Origin of the sequence: Enterobacter cloacae complex sp.6700776 (assembly GCF_048284255.1) — a bacterium.
GTDB lineage: Bacteria > Pseudomonadota > Gammaproteobacteria > Enterobacterales > Enterobacteriaceae > Enterobacter > Enterobacter intestinihominis.
The window spans coordinates 1-16,256 of sequence record NZ_JBLVYK010000033.1 but is presented as its reverse complement, the minus strand read 5'-3'; the positions used below and the strand labels follow the sequence as shown (position 1 = coordinate 16,256).

Below are 16,256 nucleotides of genomic sequence, written 5' to 3'. Positions count from 1 at the left end.
GTATTTATCTATATATTGAAGGTAGGTAAGAGGCCTATAAACAATAGGACTCTTAAACAATCTAGGAATTGAGATTAATTTATAATAAATAGATCAAATTACTTTTGGAAGCTTGCTGAAAATAAAATCGTACAACCTATCCAAGTAATTTATTGCCATAATTTTTTCTGTTATGATCTGAAGATCGGTGCTCATGTGTGTTGATGTGATTACATTGTTTTTACTTTCATAATTTGGCACAACAACACATGGTGATGACAGAATTAAACCAAAAGTATCTGAGTCTATAGTTGATAATTTAAAACTTGGGTCTACTACATACTCAACGCTAAATTTATAACTTTCTGTAGTTACTTTAGAATTGGATGCAAGAGCCTTTTCCAATTCTATTCCCATATCTTCCATCCCCGCAGAAAAAACTAAATTTCTATCCTTATGTGGATTTATTCGTATTTTTTCCAGAATATTGAGTTCAGTATATATCCAAGGGGAATATGTGGCCTCTACCTCTGTCCCTATTTTTTTAATGGATTTTTCTGTGTTAAGGAATAGGCAGCAATCACTTTTATCAATTGCATCCATTAAAGCATTTGATAACGTAAGATAAAAATTAGTCCCTACCATCAAGCAGCTATCATATCTTAGAAGATGGTCTTGTGGTGAGGGGCACTTTGAATACTCATTATTTATCTCATTAATGGCATCATCAACAAACTGCCAGAAATCAGAATCTATGAAAGTTTTGATTTTGTAATTTTGGTATAAATGGTTTGCTATTTTTATAGCGATATTTTTATCTTGATGGCTGTGTGATAGAAAAATATGGCATCCTGACTCAGGAAACCAATCATTTAATATATCTTCATGTTTTATTTTAACTTCCTTCTTTTCATCATCAACAACAGCTATCGATTTTATTTTATTTACAATGTCGTCTTTTTTGTTGTTGTAAATGAGCGACTCTAAAACATTCAGGTCGCTGTTTTGTAGATGCCTACGGAGACTATCTTCATCAATTTTAACATTAAACTTGTGTAACATATCTATTCCTGTTAAATAATAATTGAACCTACTATCAAGCAGGCGATTATAAATAAGCAGTATGAGACTATACTGATACTGAAGTAAACAGAGCAAAAACGAGAAAAGCACCCGAGGGTGCTTTTCTTACTACTTAAATAATTCTAAAACTTTCCACATGAAAATTAATATCATTACAATCATGGCCCCATAAAATGGGAGCAGTGTTTTAGAAAATGCCACTTCTAAATAGCAACCAATATCTTTACTATAAGCTGAAGCATTCATTGTGAAATTGTCACTTTTCACATTTTCATTTGCGACGTCTTCGTACAATTTTCTATACATCTTTTCTTGACGAAGAAAAAATGAATCTAATCCCCAAAAAATAATTAGAGGAAAGAGAGCAAGATATGCAAAGCTTGAATTTGCTTTATCAGCAGACAATGCAAAGATTGCAGCAACCAAGGCAATACACCAACCCTTGATCATAAAACTGTTGCTACCCATTCTGTTGATTACACCCTGGATGAAACTAAGGTGCGCAATTTTCTCATCCATACAACCTCCAAATCATTCAAATGCTGTCATACAGGAAGTCTAAAGCATCTGTTCCTGTCTTGCCACTATTATGCAACTTAAGAATCTGGCTCTTATCTAAAAGGAGAAGATGTTTTAAATCTAAGTCATACTTTACTGATATAGCTTCATCCATAACGATAACTCCCCCTTCTGTAGAAGCTTTAACCAGCGTCCTTCTTCTTTCTGGCGTATTTTTTCTAAGCAATCTAGTCGCTTCTATTTCCGCATAAATCCAAGGTGATTTAGTTCCATCACTCTCTATACATCCTTTGCATGAAATTGAGTTAGGAGTATTCAAGAAAATGATGCACTCACATTGATCAATCATCTTTGTAAGTGAAGTAGCCAACATCATATTCACATGGCCATTAGTGATGTTTCTTCTATCATAGTCATAGTAACCACTCTCTTTAAGGCAGAAATTTTTATCCAGCTTTTTCAAGAGTTCTGGGGAATAACCCCAGACACAAGAGTCAATGAACGATGAAACACCTAGTTTATCCTTGAGCCATCCTGCTAGTTGTATTGCAAGCGCTTCATCTTTATGTGAGTGGGATATAAAGACATCTGCTTTCATTTTTGGAAACCAGTCTTCAATTATTTTTGTTGCGATTAGATTTCCATCACCATCAAAAAATGCATCAAGTCCACCTTGAGCAGCATAATTATTTGCTCTTTTTACGGCTTCACCATCTGATAAATATCCACTAAAAGTATCATCATCTACTCTTAAGCTGTATGCTCTGTACATCATCTCCCCCCATTACGCTTTCAATTCAACTAATTATCCTTTAGTGAAGGATATAAAAAAAGCTCATTCTGGTGATTTTTTTCATTTCTGCTACATGATGATCATTGTAGTGGCATGCAGATTATGGGCAAATAAGCAGAAGTGTGGAATGTCCTGTCCAGGCACACAATAGATGCTTATGGGGACGTACCGCCTATAGTGTCTCACGGTTACCCACTCACGATAAGCTCAACTCTGCTGGTAGTGTTCAGACGGGGAAGTTCAGGTAACATGAAGTTCTTCGGTTCCGAGTAGCGCCAACTTCGAGAACCTCATCTAGCATAGAAGTGGAGAAACCCCGCCTCAGGAGGCTCACTCCTTTCTTTTCCCGACTAGTCGTATAGTGGCTTCATCGCAACGACAAGGGGAAAACAAAATGAAAAATCAACCAACCCGTCTTATCCGTCTACCAGAAGTTCTTAAACGTACAGGCTACGGTAAAGCGTGGATCTATCGTCTCATCAGTGAAGGGCGTTTTCCGCAGCCAGTGAAGATTGGGCTTCGTGCTGTTGCTTTTGTTGAAAGTGAAGTTGAAGACTGGATTCAGTCAGTTATTGCAACGACCAGAAAAAATGTTGCCTGAATAGGAGAGAGAAAATGAAAATTAATGACTTTACAAAATTTGAAAACTATGGAGGTATCATCAGTGATGGTATCTTTGAGGATATTTTTTATGTTGACTATGTTGAAGAGATTGAACTAACAGAAGAGAATGAGAAGTATATTGAATGGTTAAGCTACTTCTTTGTTGCCGAAATGCAAGGTGTGTTGGATGAAATTAGCGAGCTGGACATGCTTGAACAGATTTCTGTTTTTGATTTTTGGTTTAAGATCATTCAGTCAAGAGATGAAGTAGAAGCACTGGCAAGAACTATTATCTATTATAAGTCAGGAATGCCTGTTTGATATAATGTTAACGAGTTTATTGGATGTTTAAAAAAGTAAAATTTAAGGGGTAAAACATATTTATTTTCACTAAGCTATTTACAAAAATATTTCATGTGCTTTATTAGTAATGTATTGAGATGAGAAAGTTAGTATCAGGTATATAGAATTAATATTATGTATAGTTAATTATTAATGAGTAAATTAATACGTGAGACGACACTAATTTTCAGTGTCGTCACTATTTAAGTGTAAATTATTTTTGAAAACTAAAAATCAATATGTTAGAGATATATATGATTGTAAATAACTGGAGGATTAATGAAAAAAACAGGTATAAATACATTTATTATGAATAGTGGGGAAAGATATTGTCTGATAATAGATAAAGAAACCATGGTTCCATTGTATTATCCAACGTTATATATAACTACTCAGGTCAGAAACAGAAGTGATTCTATATCTACAGTAGAACTCGTTGCTGGTGCTATCTCTTTATTCTATAATTTTCTTTCTGAAAGGAATATTGATATAGAGGAGCGACTCCGATCAGGAGAGAATCTTGCTATTCATGAAATAGATGCTCTGAGGGACCATTGTGAGAAGAAAGCAAGACTCAAAAAGACTTTACCTTATAAGATCAAAGAAAAGAGTGTGGTAAGTAATCATACAAAATATTTTAGATTAACCCACATAGTAAACTACATATGTTGGTTAGGTAAAATTTTATTAAATACATCAAATCACAGAGGTCGTGAGGTTAAAGATCTTGTAGAAAAGCTTAAAGCAAGAAGACCAAGGATAAGGAGCAAAGACCGATTAATAAAAAAAGGAAAATCCCTCAACGATACTCAGATAACTTTACTATTTGAAACCATAAAAGTTGGTTCCGAAAAGAATCCTTTCAAAGAGGACGTTCAATATAGAAACAGGTTAATTATACTAATGCTCTACCTGTTAGGTATTAGGTCTGGAGAGCTTCTTAATATCCGTATTAGTGATATAAATTTTAGCGATTCGAGTGTGGCTATACGCCGCAGAGCGGATAATAAGGCCGATCCTCGTGTAAAACAGCCATTAGTTAAAACATTTGAGAGGAAGCTTCCTTTGTCACAACAGTTGGCAAAAGAACTACGATATTACATCACTAATATTCGTAGAACATTCAAAAATGCAAGAAAGCATGAGTATGTATTCGTTACTCATAAGTCAGGTCCAAGTCAGGGGGCTCCATTATCTTCTATGGCTTACCACAAAGCGATAGCTGCTATTAGAGAGATAGTTCCTGAACTCAACAACCTGACAGGGCATAAACTACGACATACATGGAATTATGAGTTCTCCAAAAAACTCGATGAAATGTCCTCTACTTTAAATGAAAGTGAACAAGAAAACATACGTTCATCACTTATGGGATGGTCGAAAGGTTCAGGAACCGCCAGATTGTATAATTTAAGACATATTCAGAATAAGGCAGAAAAAGCAGCGCTATTACTACAGGAATCAATTACTAATAAGGGAAATAATAATGAAAGTAAGGAATAAACAATCTATAAGAAATGAATCATATTTAGCAACGGCTGACGGGTATTCGTTTTCAGTAGATGATGACTATTGGATTCTCGATAGAAACTACCAAGTGAATACAAAGTCCGTTAAAGATGTTATCCATGAAAATTTAAGAGAAGGCTATTTGAAAACTCTTTTATATTTTGCAACGAATATGAGTGCGGTTTATACAACATCATTGAGTGGTAACTTTCTAAAGTTCATTAAATCAGAAAATTGTTCGTATATAGATAAAGCCATTATCATAAATTTTAAAAATAAATACAAAGATAACGGTTATTTCCTGAGCAGAATAAAAGTGTTCTTCCAAAAATGGTGTGATTTAGGATATGAAGGAATAAGTCATGAGGCTTTGGAGATAATAAATGGATGGGTTTTACCCAAAGTTGTTAATGGTGATGTCGTAAAGAGAAGAGATCCTGAACAGGGACCATTAACTGATTTAGAGCTTCAAAGTTTTAATGATGCAGCAATAAGAGCATTTGAAAAGGAAACAATTTCACTTTTTATGTTAGCTATGGCCCTTCTGATTAGTCATACAGGACGCAGACCTCTTCAAATACTTCATATGAAGACAAAAGATATTATGAAAGTGAAAGATAATACAGGTGAGGATTACTATCTTATTAACATCCCCAGGGTTAAACAGAGAGAGGGTTTTAGATCAAGTTTTAGATCCTTTCGCATCACCAAAGAACTTTATGATCTGATCTGCCTTCAGGCTAAAAATTCAATGACGATTTTATCATCCTTCATCGGCAGGGAACTCACTATAGAAGAAACTAAAGATACTCCTGTTTTTATATGTGAACACAGCCTTATTACAAATGATATTAGTGTTGGTTTAGATAGAATATTAAAAACTGACATATTACATCCATACCTTGGTACTTTAACAAAAACAATAAAAGAAATTGTAGATAAAGAGAAGGTAATATCTGCAAGAACAGGAAAGATCTTACACGTTAACTCAAGGCGATTTCGCTATACGATTGGAACAAGGGCAGCAAAAGAAGGTTATGGTGAGGTTATCATTGCAGAGCTTCTTGACCATTCAACAACGACTAATGTCGGTGTTTATGTTCAGAATAATGCGGATAACGCTTACAAAATCGATCTGGCGATGGGCGAAGCCCTGGCAGATATTTCGGATGCCTTTAAAGGACAGGTTAAAAGAAAAGAAGAAATAGAATATGAAATCACACCATCTGTAAAAATAAAAAGTCATGATGGTGAGGATACAGGAAGTTGTCAGCACTGTTCTTCGTGTTCAGCGGGAGTTCCTATTCCTTGTTATACTTGCATGAATTTTACCCCTTGGCTGACAGGACCACATGAAAAAGTCTATCAACACTTGATTAGTGAAAGGGAAAGAATATACAGCATAACAAAGGACAGGAATGTAACGCAGTCACTTGACAGAACAACACTTGCTGTCAATCAGGTAATTAAAAAATGTGCGGATATTAGAAAAATAGAACAGGGGATGAAATAATATGACAAATGATAATGTAATACTATTTAGATCGAAAAATTATTTAGATGCTTCAAAGAACTTAAAAGAATTCATCAATTTTTGTAAAAATGACCTTGTCATGTTAGATAGTAATATTGAATGGGAGTATAACGAATGGAAAGGGATTGCTATATTCTGTAAGATGCATGAGAAGATTTACAGTTCTAATAATGATAGTAAATGGCTGGATAGCGAATTTGTCGAATTTGCCAAAGCCTATGTCAAGTATCAATATATGCAAAGCCCATCAAAAGGAATTCGTGAAGCTTCTATCGCTGTATTGAGAGTTCTTGAAAGAGCGTTACTTCAGGTTAACAAAAATGCCGATGTTACCCAAATAAATACAATTGTCCTGGATGAGTGTGCCAATATAATCATGCAATCTTACAGTGGAAGTCCTGCGTATAACTATGGACGAAAACTTCAGATACTTGTTGAATTCCTCGGGGAAAAGGGGATGCTTAAAAATGGACGTTTATTTTGGACAACTCCTTTAAAAGGACCTGAACTCGCAAGCCGTGTATCTAAAGAAGCCGAAAAAGCTCGACTGAGTAAACTTCCTAATGAAACTTCTCTAAATGCCATAGCTGAGATTTTCTCATTGCCCGATGAAGAACTAACTGAAAGAGATAAATTTACCACATCAGTATTTTCTTTATTGATGTGTGCACCGAGTAGGATTTCCGAAATCCTTGCGCTTCCTTATGATTGTGAAGTTACTGAAAAAGACTCTAAAGGAGTTGAAAGATATGGATTAAGATTTTACTCGCATAAAGGATATGGGGCAGATATAAAATGGATACCTGAACCAATGGTACCTGTCGCCAAAAAAGCGATAGCGAGGCTTAAAAAACTTTCACACCAAGCTCGTAGCTTTGCTAAGTGGGCTGAAGAAAACCCTGACAGTTTCTATCAACATGATGCTATGCCAGATATTCACCATGATAAAATTTTAGAGCCTGCACAAATCGCTTCTGTTTTAGGTTTTTGCCCTAGTGTCAAAAAAACATTATCGAGGCTGGATTTCTACGATGGTCAAAAGACTTATACCATTAACTCATTATGGAAAATAATTTTAAAAAAACTACCTGTAAATTTCCCATGGTTTGACAAGAAAAAAGGCATCAAATATAGTAATGCTCTCTGCTTGTTGAGTAGACATCAATTAGATAAGAGAAAATTTACTATCTTCTATGAACTACAGTGGAAATTGAAAGGTTTTGTTATGGGGGATGTTTTTCCTTCAGAACATGCAAATCGTAGTTTTGAAAATATTTTTTCCCGACATGGCTATGTCGGTACTGATGGAATACCTCTACATTTGAAAACCCATCAACCTCGCCATTTGCTTAACACCATCGCTCAACGAAACGGGATGTCTAACCTGGATATAGCCAAATGGTCTGGCCGCGCGAAGGTTTCCCAGAACAAAGTTTATAACCATGTATCTGAAGACGAAATGCTTCGTAAAGCCGAAGAACTGGATATCAGTTCCATCGGTTCACAAGCCTTCATGATCGATTCAGTGGAACCGAACCTCCCTGTAACGCCGGGAATGCTTAATCTATGGGAACACGGTGCCATTCATGTCACTGAATATGGGTATTGCGTCCATGACTACATGATGAGTCCCTGTGAAAAGTTCAGGGATTGTATCAACTGCAACGAACAGGTCTGCGAAAAGGGGGAAGAGGATAAGCTCCAGAGGCTCAAAGAGAGGTTAAATATGACTGAAAGGCTTCTATCCAAAGCAAAAGAGTCGATGACGGAAGAAGAGCTTGGTGCTGACCGCTGGGTTAAGCATCATGAATCGACGCTATCACGATTGAGAGAACTTATCTCAATTCTTTCCGACGATGCGATCCCCGATGGTTCACGAATAAAACTGGGAGGTGAAAGTTTTACTCAATTGGGGCGAGTACTAAATAAATTTGAAAATATCGAAAACAAAGGGAATACTAATTATATAAATTAAAACTGGAGAATATATATGGCAAGACATCTGAATAAAAACGATATAGCGATAATAATAAATGTGATTGTGCAGTGGGATGAAGATAAAATCACCTGGGATGGGATATGTGCGGCTGTCGAATCATTGATTGGTAAGAAGCCGACAAGACAGTCTCTAAATATGAATAAGGACATCGTTGCGGCATACCAGATCAGGAAGAAAGGCATCAGAGCTACAGACAATGCCATCAGGCGTCCGGCGAATTTGAAGATAGCAGCCGCCAGAATTTCTAGTTTAGAAAAACAGCTTTACCATCTGGAAGAGATAAATAAGAACTTAAAAGAGCAGTTCATCCGATGGCAATATAATTCATACAAATATGGTTTGAAAGAACATCAGCTAAATGAAGATATGCCGACTATCGACAGACTTTGATGTTTTATAAAATGAGTAAATTAGGGGATCATCATATAATATTTTCGATTTTTGAATTTATACTGCGGGTAGTAAAACACGAGAATATAGCAACTTAAAGCCTCAGCGGATGTTGAGGCTTTGTATTACTTCTACATTATCATTAACAGATATCCAATGATAAAAAATGAGAAAAAGATGATGAATCTTTGCCACGTTTTAATGGTTTCAAGCCAGTTTACCAGTTTTTTTGCTTTAAATAATATTTTCTTTGCACGAAATAAACGGATGATGAAGTGATTTTCATCATATTTATTTATCTTGTTTGAAACATTCAATATTCGATGTAGAGCATATACAAACGCGACAAGAAATGTTAGTGATGAAGCATGCAATGTTTTATCGAAAGCATAATATTGATAAACTGCAATGACCAGTAGTATTACTGTGAAAACAGTCCAGGCAGAAATTCCATACCTGCTTGCTTTATCGTCTGTGGTTTTATTTTCAACTGATGACTTTTCTTTATCGTTTTTATTTTCTAAATTTATTTTATTTTTTGGTTTGATTTTAGGCTCATCATATGAGGGTTTCATTTGAGTATCCATGCAATAGTGTGTAAGAAACTCAGATTTTAACGAAGAATAATCTTGTTAACAACCGAATTTTCACTATTTATTTCAATACTTTCATCACCTCCCATTTTACTTATTAAAAAACAACAAGTATATTTGATAAGTTAATTTTTATATGATAAGTAATGGAAGGTATTAATATAATAATTTGGAGGTGCGTAGTGTGTGATTATAAGGAAAGGATGGTGAGGATATATAAGATAAGTTACAGATATTGGTTTTCTTTGCTTGTTATGATCTCATTTCTTACTATAGCGAAATATAGTATATATATAGATAATCTCAAATACTTACTTTGTATCCCACTATCCATCATATGCCGAGATTTTGCTGACTGGTTAGCACCAAAAGATCAGACTTCAAAATATTTCTGGTGGGGTGTTTTTATTGCGTTATATTTTACTCTATGCTTAGGTTTTTTTGTTTTTGAGTTGTAGTATTTCTGTGTTTTTTGATAACGTCAAGCTTGGGAGGGATATTAACTATGACCATGAATATAGTTATAATTTTATGTCTTAAGGCATTGACAACTTTGATAAAAAATTTAAATATTAAATTGTCAGGATGACAACAACTAATGCAAGGATGCATACTATGAATAAAGCAAATATAAATTTGATGGAAAGATACCTCCTTCTTCTGGACCGATTTGTCGATAAGCTGGTTGAATCTGGTTTCTCCGAAAAAGAAATCACAGAGAAGTCTTACTTGTTTTGCGCAGGATTTTATATCAAATATAAAAATGAGATAGAAAATCTGACTTTTTCTAATAGAGAAGTTGTGTTAACTTTTTTGTTGTTATCGTACTATAGCTATATTAATAAGTTAGAGGATGATCTTCTTGATAAAGAACGTATGAAGCGAGTCTGTTCTTCTCTTATCAATTTCATAGTCGAGAATGGCAGTCGCACAGAACGAATTTATCTTTATGAAAAGAAGAAGTATGAGTCGAAGCCATTAAAAAAGGAACTGGATAAAATGGCAAAAAAAAGGAAGTATGGATTGTGATTTTTATAAAAAGCCCGTAGTTTCACTATGGGCTAATACAAATAATTTCCTGATATTGGACTTTTCTTTTACTTAAAAAATACCTGTTTTGACATTGCTTTTCCCGGCATTAAAAACGTAGGAATCTACTTTCTCTCCTTTAAACATGATGGTGAGAGAGCTTGATTGTGTGTCAGCGCCGCCAGCTAACAATCCAATTACAGGGATAAAAGATGTTGCCTTTGATTGGCTGTTATACATTGTGTAAGACCACTGCTCTTCACCGTCAATGAGGGACCGGCTGTCAGGCTCACCGAAGGAAGCCAATACATCTTCCTTTGTGGTTTTACCTTTCACAATCTTCGACTTCACGCTTTCTTGTGTTTCATTTTTCAATGACTGATTACCAACGGAAGAACAACCGACCAGAGCCAGAGATACTAATGTTGTGATGATGATTTTTTTCATATAATAATTGCCTATTCAATAGTTGTTAGTTCTTTATTGTCAAGTCTGTTTGCAATCTGATGGACTTCAGCTCTAAATTTTTGACAATTTCTTTTTGTTCTTTTTCTTAAGAAATAAATTAGAGCTAATGCAGAAAGAATGACGTATCCGTAATTTAGTGTGAACGCCCATACGCAAAAAGAAACAAATAAGATAATGTAAAGAATAATGTTAACAGGTGTAAAATAAGATGGTGTGAACACATCCTCCGAAAAATCAGTAATTTCTCTATTGTTGGTACTGTCATTAATGATAAGCGCGTTATTAATTGTTCGATATGCACTATTCTTAATGTACTGAACAAGTGCGTACCTTCTGATGTGATGACCTTTTCTGAAATGTACATCGCGGATCTTAAAGCGTTTTTCAACTCCATCTGCATTTTTGACCCAGATATGACCATCACAAACATCGATAACGGTGCCTGAAAAAGTTTCTTTGAAAGTATAGGTTTTACTCTGGAACTCAAATTTAGGCGTAGTGATTTCTTTTTTCTGAGCGCTAAGATAACTGTTTTTTGCCAGTTCGGATTTTTCTTTATTATCACGTCTGTATGTTAAAAATGCCCAGATAAGTAGCAAGGCACTGACAGGCATCCAGGCGACTCCGGTAAGAATCAATCCACTTTTACCTGTGAATAACGCGATAAGTGCAGGAAGGGATACCGCAAGCCAAAACCGCCTCATAGTGAAAATACTCATACAGATTCCTTTTATTAAAAGCGAAGGTCATATTCGATGTATGAAGAAATCAGGGACTGAAATCAGGATGAGTTTGGTCATGTCAAAACCTACGTTAAAGATAATAATAAAATAGACTAGATAAATCAGCCTGTTAGGAGAGTGCTTGTAAATTGACATTTTGACTGAGTTCGTAAGAAAGGCAAATCACTTGTACCGATCGATTAAAGATTAATGATAGGCATTGACTATCAACGCTAGGATATCGATCGGTATAAACGATCGATTAATTGACCTGTATCTATCAAAAAAGGCTTGCCAGCCCTACATTGAAAGCGAAGCTCTTCTGGATTGAGGTGCTGATACAATAAGATTTTTTTTGGGGAGAGGCGTTATCTCTATCACTCTCACGCCAGTGATGGTTTTGTGTTTTAGAGGGCGTTTAAGGGTTGGGATTTTGAGGTTTTTGAAGATGGTAATAATGGTATTGAGATAGGGGATGGTTTCTAACCATCTGAACGTTGAAGCCCTATAGCTTCGCTTGGGCGCTACTTTTAACGTTTCGGTTGCTATCGCTTCTTTGTTAGTTGCAACAGCTTCTGGGAGAAGCGCTTCGACAGAAGCGATAGAGTATTCGTCCTGACCAGCAGCTCGTTTATCGAGGATAAGTGCTTCTATGGGGCGGTTAACGTATTCTGTCGTGGTTTCAGGAGCATCTATAGTTATGACCATATCATGAGTTGCACCAACAGATGTTTCTCTGACAGATGATTTCAGTTTAAACAGGAAAGCATTATCACGTTCCTGTTGGTAGTCGATTCTGCTTTGCAATGCAGACCAGGAATATCCTTTTCCCAATTGAGATGCTTTGAAAGCAATCCCGTTGTATTCGAATGAGAAGCCGTTCATGCGTCCAGTAGAGGCAATGTTAGGGATTGGCCTGATATTTTGTGCCACAAGCTGTTGCACGAAGTCGGTAATCGATTGCCTGGTATCAAGCAGTTCGTTAAGGGCGTTTTGGATGAATCCTTTTGGGCATAGCTCACCAGTTCTCTTTTCTATCATCATCTCATTACGGGATTTTTTGAGCTTCGGTGTAGGTGAGGACGCTGCTGGAGAAGCTTTCGGTCCTTTGGTTCTTGTTAGCTGGTAGTCTTGTTCAAGATCCTGGATGATATGGGTGCTGATAAGGTTCTCATTTTTACCTAAGTAGAGCTTCCCCGAACTGAGTTCGATGCGACTGGCGATGATATGGATGTGCTGGCCGGCCGCATCATCATGGAGGACATAGCATCTGAGGTGCGTTTCAGAGAAGCCCATTCGGGACATGTAATCATCAGCAATCTCTGACCACTGAGCATCTGTCAGCGCTTCGTTTTTCGGCAAGCGAAGCGAATTGTGCCAGACGGGCTTAGCGAGATCCGGGCGAAGCGCTTTAGTCGCATTGAATTCTGCAATCAACTCTCCGGCATTGCTTCCATCCATATTGCCACCAATCACTGATGGGGGGGTTTTATGATGCGAAGCTGGCCTCAATGCATAAAACACTACGCCAGCGAAGTTCTTACCTCGCTTTATCTTCTGCATCCCCTTCATGGGAAGCTCTCCACAGGTCAGCGGTAATTAAATGCAAGCGAAGCTCTGAGACCTGGCGCTTTACGGCGAAGAGTTCAGTTTGCGTCAGAGGGCTTTCATAGCTCTTGCTATCAAGATGAGCCACAAGCTTGTTTAGCTTCTGCGAAATCTCACCAAGGGTTTTCCAGGCTTCAAAATTGATGGCTGGAACGACAGCTGGGAGTTTATTAAGCAAAGATAAGCGAAGCCACTCGCCTTTACGATGACGACCTCGTTTCTCATTGAGAAGCGTTAGCTCTTCATCATTTAATCTGACACTGACGCAATGAGAACGAAGCTGGTTGTATGAGAGCTTCGCTTCGTTAACGCTTCCATTACGGGAATGCTTACTTACAACGATCTTATTAAAAGTATCACTTTCGACCATATGAACTCCTTTTCATATAATTAAATAAAAGCATATTCCTTATGCTTAATTTATTTATATGATAGATTCGGATAATGTCAATGTAGTGTCTTGATTTTGCTTTTGATTTTTTTCAACCGAAGGGCGAAAAAAACAAGGGGAACTCGAAGAAGCAGCGTAGCGCTTCGATGAGTTAGCCCTTGCTTTTAATTAGTATCCGAAAAGTTATTTAACTTCAAAAAATATAACTAACAATCAAAAACAATAGGTATATATTATTTCTTTATATATAAATACGATTATATTCCATTTGGTTATTAATTCTAAGTTGTGAGTCTTGTTTGCTTGTGTAACCATATGATTTTAATTGGTTATATTAATAAGGGTTAACGAGGAAATATATTGACATATTTTCCGCTAAGCTATAAGTTAATATAAATTATCTCATATATTTTCATGTCAATCGTCAATCGATTTCGGCAATTTTACAAAAGCGACTGAATATAATGGACAAAGACAAAATTGATTTGATTATTAAGTCATTAACAAGAACTGATAGCTATTTGAACTATGCAAATACTAAATCTACCATATTGCTAACATTGGCATCAGCCATATTGACGATCGTTGGAGTTAATCTGTCAAAGGTGCTTCCTGAAAAACTTTATGAATTAAGTTATTTATCGTTGTTTTTCTTTATGTTATTTTTAGTAGTAGGAGTTTTATTGAATGTTGCTTCTATTATCAAGTCATTAGGTTCAATAGCACCATTTATTAAGGCAAGCGAAAAGGAGAACAATTTCTCGTTTGTGGATATTGTTCATTACTACAAAGATGGGATTGATTATTTCAATAAGTTATCTGAGACAAAATATTTAGATTTAGGGCAGCAACTAGCAATTCTGAATTACACTTTGTCCAATGGGTTAATAAAAAAATACAATGGGCAAAAAAGATCAATTCTATATTTGAAATTATCCCTCATTTCCTTTTTTATATCGATATCAATCCCTTGGGTAGAATTATCTTTTGGGTTATTCAAGAATGAAGAGAATAGTGTGATAGTCTTAAGCCTTATCATTATTTTCCTTTTGTTGATTATTGTATTCATGGTATGTGTCATTTATTACTTGCTGCTTATAGGAAGAAAAACAAAATGAGTATTAAGAATTTATATAAAAATTTAAACTCTGACATGGAAAGTATAGCTAAAAGAAATAAGAGTGATAGTTATAATTTTTTCACAAAAAAATCCTTCGACTCTGCTGGGATGGAAAATTTAGAACCAGTGTGGGAAGATGCAAATGACATTTCTTTGGAAAGTTTTAATAAAACATTGTATGAAAGTGTGAATTCGGAAAGTGCCGTCGTAAGAAATGGTATTACGCCACTAAGAGATTATGACGCTGTCCGTGGGCTAAGAGAAGCTTTTGGTAAGCCTGATCGAGAGGAAGAGCCTGCGATTGGAACACATCCTGACTTTAAAAATTTGGAGACAAATAATATAACGCAATTTGGGTATGTGGTTACCATGTTTATGGATATTATAGGCTCGACTAAACTTGGTCTTTCATACAGTCCATCTGATGTTTTTCTTTTTAAAAACAATATCATTAGCGGTTTTATTGAGACTATCAATGCATTTGATGGACATGTGCATAGAATTATGGGAGATGCTGTTATGGCTTTCTTCCGAAGCAATGAAAATGAAAACCGTAATACATTAGAAAATAGTGCTATTGATGCTATTAACTGCGCAGCATACTTTATTGAGGTAATGAATGAAATCGTTGTTCCACAAATTAAAGAAGTCGCTGATGAGAATATTGGTATTAGAATTGGCATAGATATCGGTGAAAGTGATTATGTGTTGTGGGGGAACTATGGTATCCCTGGCATTAATGAAGTAACTGCTACATCATTCTATGTAGATATAGCATCTAAATTACAGCACAAGGCACCCAAAAATTCTATAATGCTTGGGGAAAGTTTAGTTAATAAATTAGGGCTTACTATTAAAGATTATCTGGATTACAAAATAAAAAATAACGAACCAGATAGATATGTTATTGATTACACCTCTAAAAATAAAGAAAGATTGCGATATCGTCAATATTTACTTAATCAGGAAAAATACTTTTCACTTCTTCCTCATGGTATTATATCCTCCCGTATAAAAATTGAAATCACATATAGTAGCGACGAGTTTGGTTTTTCAAATAAAAAAACTTATAAAAGTTGCGGCTCTGTAATTCCAAAAAATAAATGGGTTAAGTTTCATGCTATTTTTTCTGAGGGTTATGGAGAGAACTATGATTCGCTTAAATTCAAATTTCGTGTTGTAAATAATGGAATTGAAGCCAGTAAAAAGCACGACTATGACAATCATGAAACTGAAATAATAAAAAAAGCTCACGAGAAAGAAGATGGGGTATTTCATGCTATCCACAAAGAAAGAACTTCATACAAGGGACTTCATCTTATGTATGTTTCTGTGATCTCTAACGGAAGAGTGATTGAGAAAGAGGTTCCTTGTAGTATATTTATACAGTAATTATGATGGTATTTACAAATACTACAAAATAATATTTCCAAATAAAAAATATAAGTTTTGTTTGAAATTGAATCCCATATATATCCAAGAAATGTTAATCTTGAAGTTTCTTGGATATATTCTATAAAGAACGATATAATCCCATTGTTTATTGTCATGTATTCAATCACGTAAGTATATAT

17 protein-coding genes are annotated in these 16,256 nt (G+C 35.5%); 9 read left to right on the top strand and 8 right to left on the bottom strand.

The window, feature by feature from the left end; translation table 11 throughout:
• Window positions 1–93: 93 nt before the first annotated feature.
• From ACNQ0T_RS22690 to ACNQ0T_RS22680, 3 genes are all read right to left on the bottom strand, one after another.
• Entirely contained in the window at window positions 94–1,041 is a 948-nt protein-coding gene (locus ACNQ0T_RS22690) for a toll/interleukin-1 receptor domain-containing protein (protein WP_151390996.1), read from the bottom strand.
• Between the two features lie 129 nt (window positions 1,042–1,170).
• A complete protein-coding gene (locus ACNQ0T_RS22685; protein ID WP_151390995.1) occupies window positions 1,171–1,581 on the bottom strand; it encodes a hypothetical protein in 411 nt (136 codons plus the stop codon).
• A 16-nt stretch (window positions 1,582–1,597) separates the two neighbouring features.
• Window positions 1,598–2,356: a toll/interleukin-1 receptor domain-containing protein gene (locus tag ACNQ0T_RS22680; protein ID WP_146252134.1), complete on the bottom strand. Its 759-nt coding sequence runs from the start codon at window positions 2,354–2,356 to the stop codon at window positions 1,598–1,600.
• Between the two features lie 412 nt (window positions 2,357–2,768).
• Between ACNQ0T_RS22680 and ACNQ0T_RS22675 the strand changes: the two genes are divergently transcribed.
• From ACNQ0T_RS22675 to ACNQ0T_RS22650, 6 genes are all read left to right on the top strand, one after another.
• Complete coding sequence (locus ACNQ0T_RS22675) at window positions 2,769–2,975, top strand: helix-turn-helix transcriptional regulator (RefSeq protein ID WP_101739885.1); 207 nt, start codon at window positions 2,769–2,771, stop codon at window positions 2,973–2,975.
• 14 nt (window positions 2,976–2,989) lie between these two features.
• Window positions 2,990–3,298, top strand: a complete 309-nt coding sequence (locus tag ACNQ0T_RS22670) for a hypothetical protein (RefSeq protein WP_151390994.1) — start codon at window positions 2,990–2,992, stop codon at window positions 3,296–3,298.
• Window positions 3,299–3,598: 300 nt separating this feature from the next.
• Window positions 3,599–4,822, top strand: a complete 1,224-nt coding sequence (locus tag ACNQ0T_RS22665) for a tyrosine-type recombinase/integrase (RefSeq protein ID WP_333044995.1) — start codon at window positions 3,599–3,601, stop codon at window positions 4,820–4,822.
• Window positions 4,806–6,341 (top strand): site-specific integrase, encoded by a 1,536-nt coding sequence (locus ACNQ0T_RS22660; RefSeq protein WP_280103420.1) that lies wholly within the window; start codon window positions 4,806–4,808, stop codon window positions 6,339–6,341. The genes ACNQ0T_RS22665 and ACNQ0T_RS22660 overlap by 17 nt, the downstream gene beginning before the upstream one ends.
• Before the next feature lies 1 nt (window position 6,342).
• Entirely contained in the window at window positions 6,343–8,337 is a 1,995-nt protein-coding gene (locus tag ACNQ0T_RS22655; protein ID WP_280103419.1) for an integrase, read from the top strand.
• Between the two features lie 15 nt (window positions 8,338–8,352).
• Complete coding sequence (locus tag ACNQ0T_RS22650) at window positions 8,353–8,751, top strand: hypothetical protein (RefSeq protein WP_280103418.1); 399 nt, start codon at window positions 8,353–8,355, stop codon at window positions 8,749–8,751.
• Window positions 8,752–8,882: 131 nt separating this feature from the next.
• Here ACNQ0T_RS22650 and ACNQ0T_RS22645 read toward each other — a convergent pair whose 3' ends face one another.
• The gene (locus ACNQ0T_RS22645; protein WP_280103417.1) at window positions 8,883–9,326 is read right to left on the bottom strand and encodes a hypothetical protein; all 444 of its coding nucleotides are present in this window, start codon (window positions 9,324–9,326) and stop codon (window positions 8,883–8,885) included.
• A gap of 633 nt (window positions 9,327–9,959) precedes the next feature.
• On the opposite strand from ACNQ0T_RS22645, the gene ACNQ0T_RS22640 reads away from it, so the two are divergent.
• Window positions 9,960–10,373, top strand: coding sequence for a hypothetical protein (locus ACNQ0T_RS22640; RefSeq protein WP_280103416.1), 414 nt, complete (start codon window positions 9,960–9,962; stop codon window positions 10,371–10,373).
• Between the two features lie 72 nt (window positions 10,374–10,445).
• On the opposite strand, the gene bamE is transcribed toward ACNQ0T_RS22640, so the two are convergent.
• The 4 genes from bamE to ACNQ0T_RS22620 form a co-directional block, all read right to left on the bottom strand.
• Window positions 10,446–10,748, bottom strand: a complete 303-nt coding sequence (gene bamE, locus ACNQ0T_RS22635) for an outer membrane protein assembly factor BamE domain-containing protein (protein ID WP_280103466.1) — start codon at window positions 10,746–10,748, stop codon at window positions 10,446–10,448.
• Between the two features lie 83 nt (window positions 10,749–10,831).
• Entirely contained in the window at window positions 10,832–11,560 is a 729-nt protein-coding gene (locus ACNQ0T_RS22630; protein ID WP_280103415.1) for a hypothetical protein, read from the bottom strand.
• Window positions 11,561–11,863: 303 nt separating this feature from the next.
• Window positions 11,864–13,135, bottom strand: coding sequence for a relaxase/mobilization nuclease domain-containing protein (locus ACNQ0T_RS22625; protein ID WP_410735858.1), 1,272 nt, complete (start codon window positions 13,133–13,135; stop codon window positions 11,864–11,866).
• Entirely contained in the window at window positions 13,104–13,541 is a 438-nt protein-coding gene (locus tag ACNQ0T_RS22620; RefSeq protein WP_024171541.1) for a hypothetical protein, read from the bottom strand. The genes ACNQ0T_RS22625 and ACNQ0T_RS22620 overlap by 32 nt, the downstream gene beginning before the upstream one ends.
• 485 nt (window positions 13,542–14,026) lie before the next feature.
• Here ACNQ0T_RS22620 and ACNQ0T_RS22615 point away from each other — a divergent pair, with 485 nt between their 5' ends.
• Both ACNQ0T_RS22615 and ACNQ0T_RS22610 read left to right on the top strand, forming a co-directional pair.
• Window positions 14,027–14,680, top strand: coding sequence for a hypothetical protein (locus ACNQ0T_RS22615; RefSeq protein ID WP_048219814.1), 654 nt, complete (start codon window positions 14,027–14,029; stop codon window positions 14,678–14,680).
• A complete protein-coding gene (locus tag ACNQ0T_RS22610) occupies window positions 14,677–16,074 on the top strand; it encodes a nucleotide-binding domain-containing protein (protein WP_154964119.1) in 1,398 nt (465 codons plus the stop codon). The genes ACNQ0T_RS22615 and ACNQ0T_RS22610 overlap by 4 nt, the downstream gene beginning before the upstream one ends.
• Window positions 16,075–16,256: the final 182 nt, after the last annotated feature.

Bases quoted from the DNA above. Each gene is read 5' to 3' on its own strand.
- ACNQ0T_RS22690 (WP_151390996.1), bottom strand. From the start codon at position 1,041: ATGTTACACAAGTTTAATGTTAAAATTGATGAAGATAGTCTCCGTAGG.
- ACNQ0T_RS22685 (WP_151390995.1), bottom strand. From the start codon at position 1,581: ATGGATGAGAAAATTGCGCACCTTAGTTTCATCCAGGGTGTAATCAAC.
- ACNQ0T_RS22680 (WP_146252134.1), bottom strand. From the start codon at position 2,356: ATGATGTACAGAGCATACAGCTTAAGAGTAGATGATGATACTTTTAGT.
- ACNQ0T_RS22675 (WP_101739885.1), top strand. From the start codon at position 2,769: ATGAAAAATCAACCAACCCGTCTTATCCGTCTACCAGAAGTTCTTAAA.
- ACNQ0T_RS22670 (WP_151390994.1), top strand. From the start codon at position 2,990: ATGAAAATTAATGACTTTACAAAATTTGAAAACTATGGAGGTATCATC.
- ACNQ0T_RS22665 (WP_333044995.1), top strand. From the start codon at position 3,599: ATGAAAAAAACAGGTATAAATACATTTATTATGAATAGTGGGGAAAGA.
- ACNQ0T_RS22660 (WP_280103420.1), top strand. From the start codon at position 4,806: ATGAAAGTAAGGAATAAACAATCTATAAGAAATGAATCATATTTAGCA.
- ACNQ0T_RS22655 (WP_280103419.1), top strand. From the start codon at position 6,343: ATGACAAATGATAATGTAATACTATTTAGATCGAAAAATTATTTAGAT.
- ACNQ0T_RS22650 (WP_280103418.1), top strand. From the start codon at position 8,353: ATGGCAAGACATCTGAATAAAAACGATATAGCGATAATAATAAATGTG.
- ACNQ0T_RS22645 (WP_280103417.1), bottom strand. From the start codon at position 9,326: ATGAAACCCTCATATGATGAGCCTAAAATCAAACCAAAAAATAAAATA.
- ACNQ0T_RS22640 (WP_280103416.1), top strand. From the start codon at position 9,960: ATGAATAAAGCAAATATAAATTTGATGGAAAGATACCTCCTTCTTCTG.
- ACNQ0T_RS22630 (WP_280103415.1), bottom strand. From the start codon at position 11,560: ATGAGTATTTTCACTATGAGGCGGTTTTGGCTTGCGGTATCCCTTCCT.
- ACNQ0T_RS22625 (WP_410735858.1), bottom strand. From the start codon at position 13,135: ATGAAGGGGATGCAGAAGATAAAGCGAGGTAAGAACTTCGCTGGCGTA.
- ACNQ0T_RS22620 (WP_024171541.1), bottom strand. From the start codon at position 13,541: ATGGTCGAAAGTGATACTTTTAATAAGATCGTTGTAAGTAAGCATTCC.
- ACNQ0T_RS22615 (WP_048219814.1), top strand. From the start codon at position 14,027: ATGGACAAAGACAAAATTGATTTGATTATTAAGTCATTAACAAGAACT.
- ACNQ0T_RS22610 (WP_154964119.1), top strand. From the start codon at position 14,677: ATGAGTATTAAGAATTTATATAAAAATTTAAACTCTGACATGGAAAGT.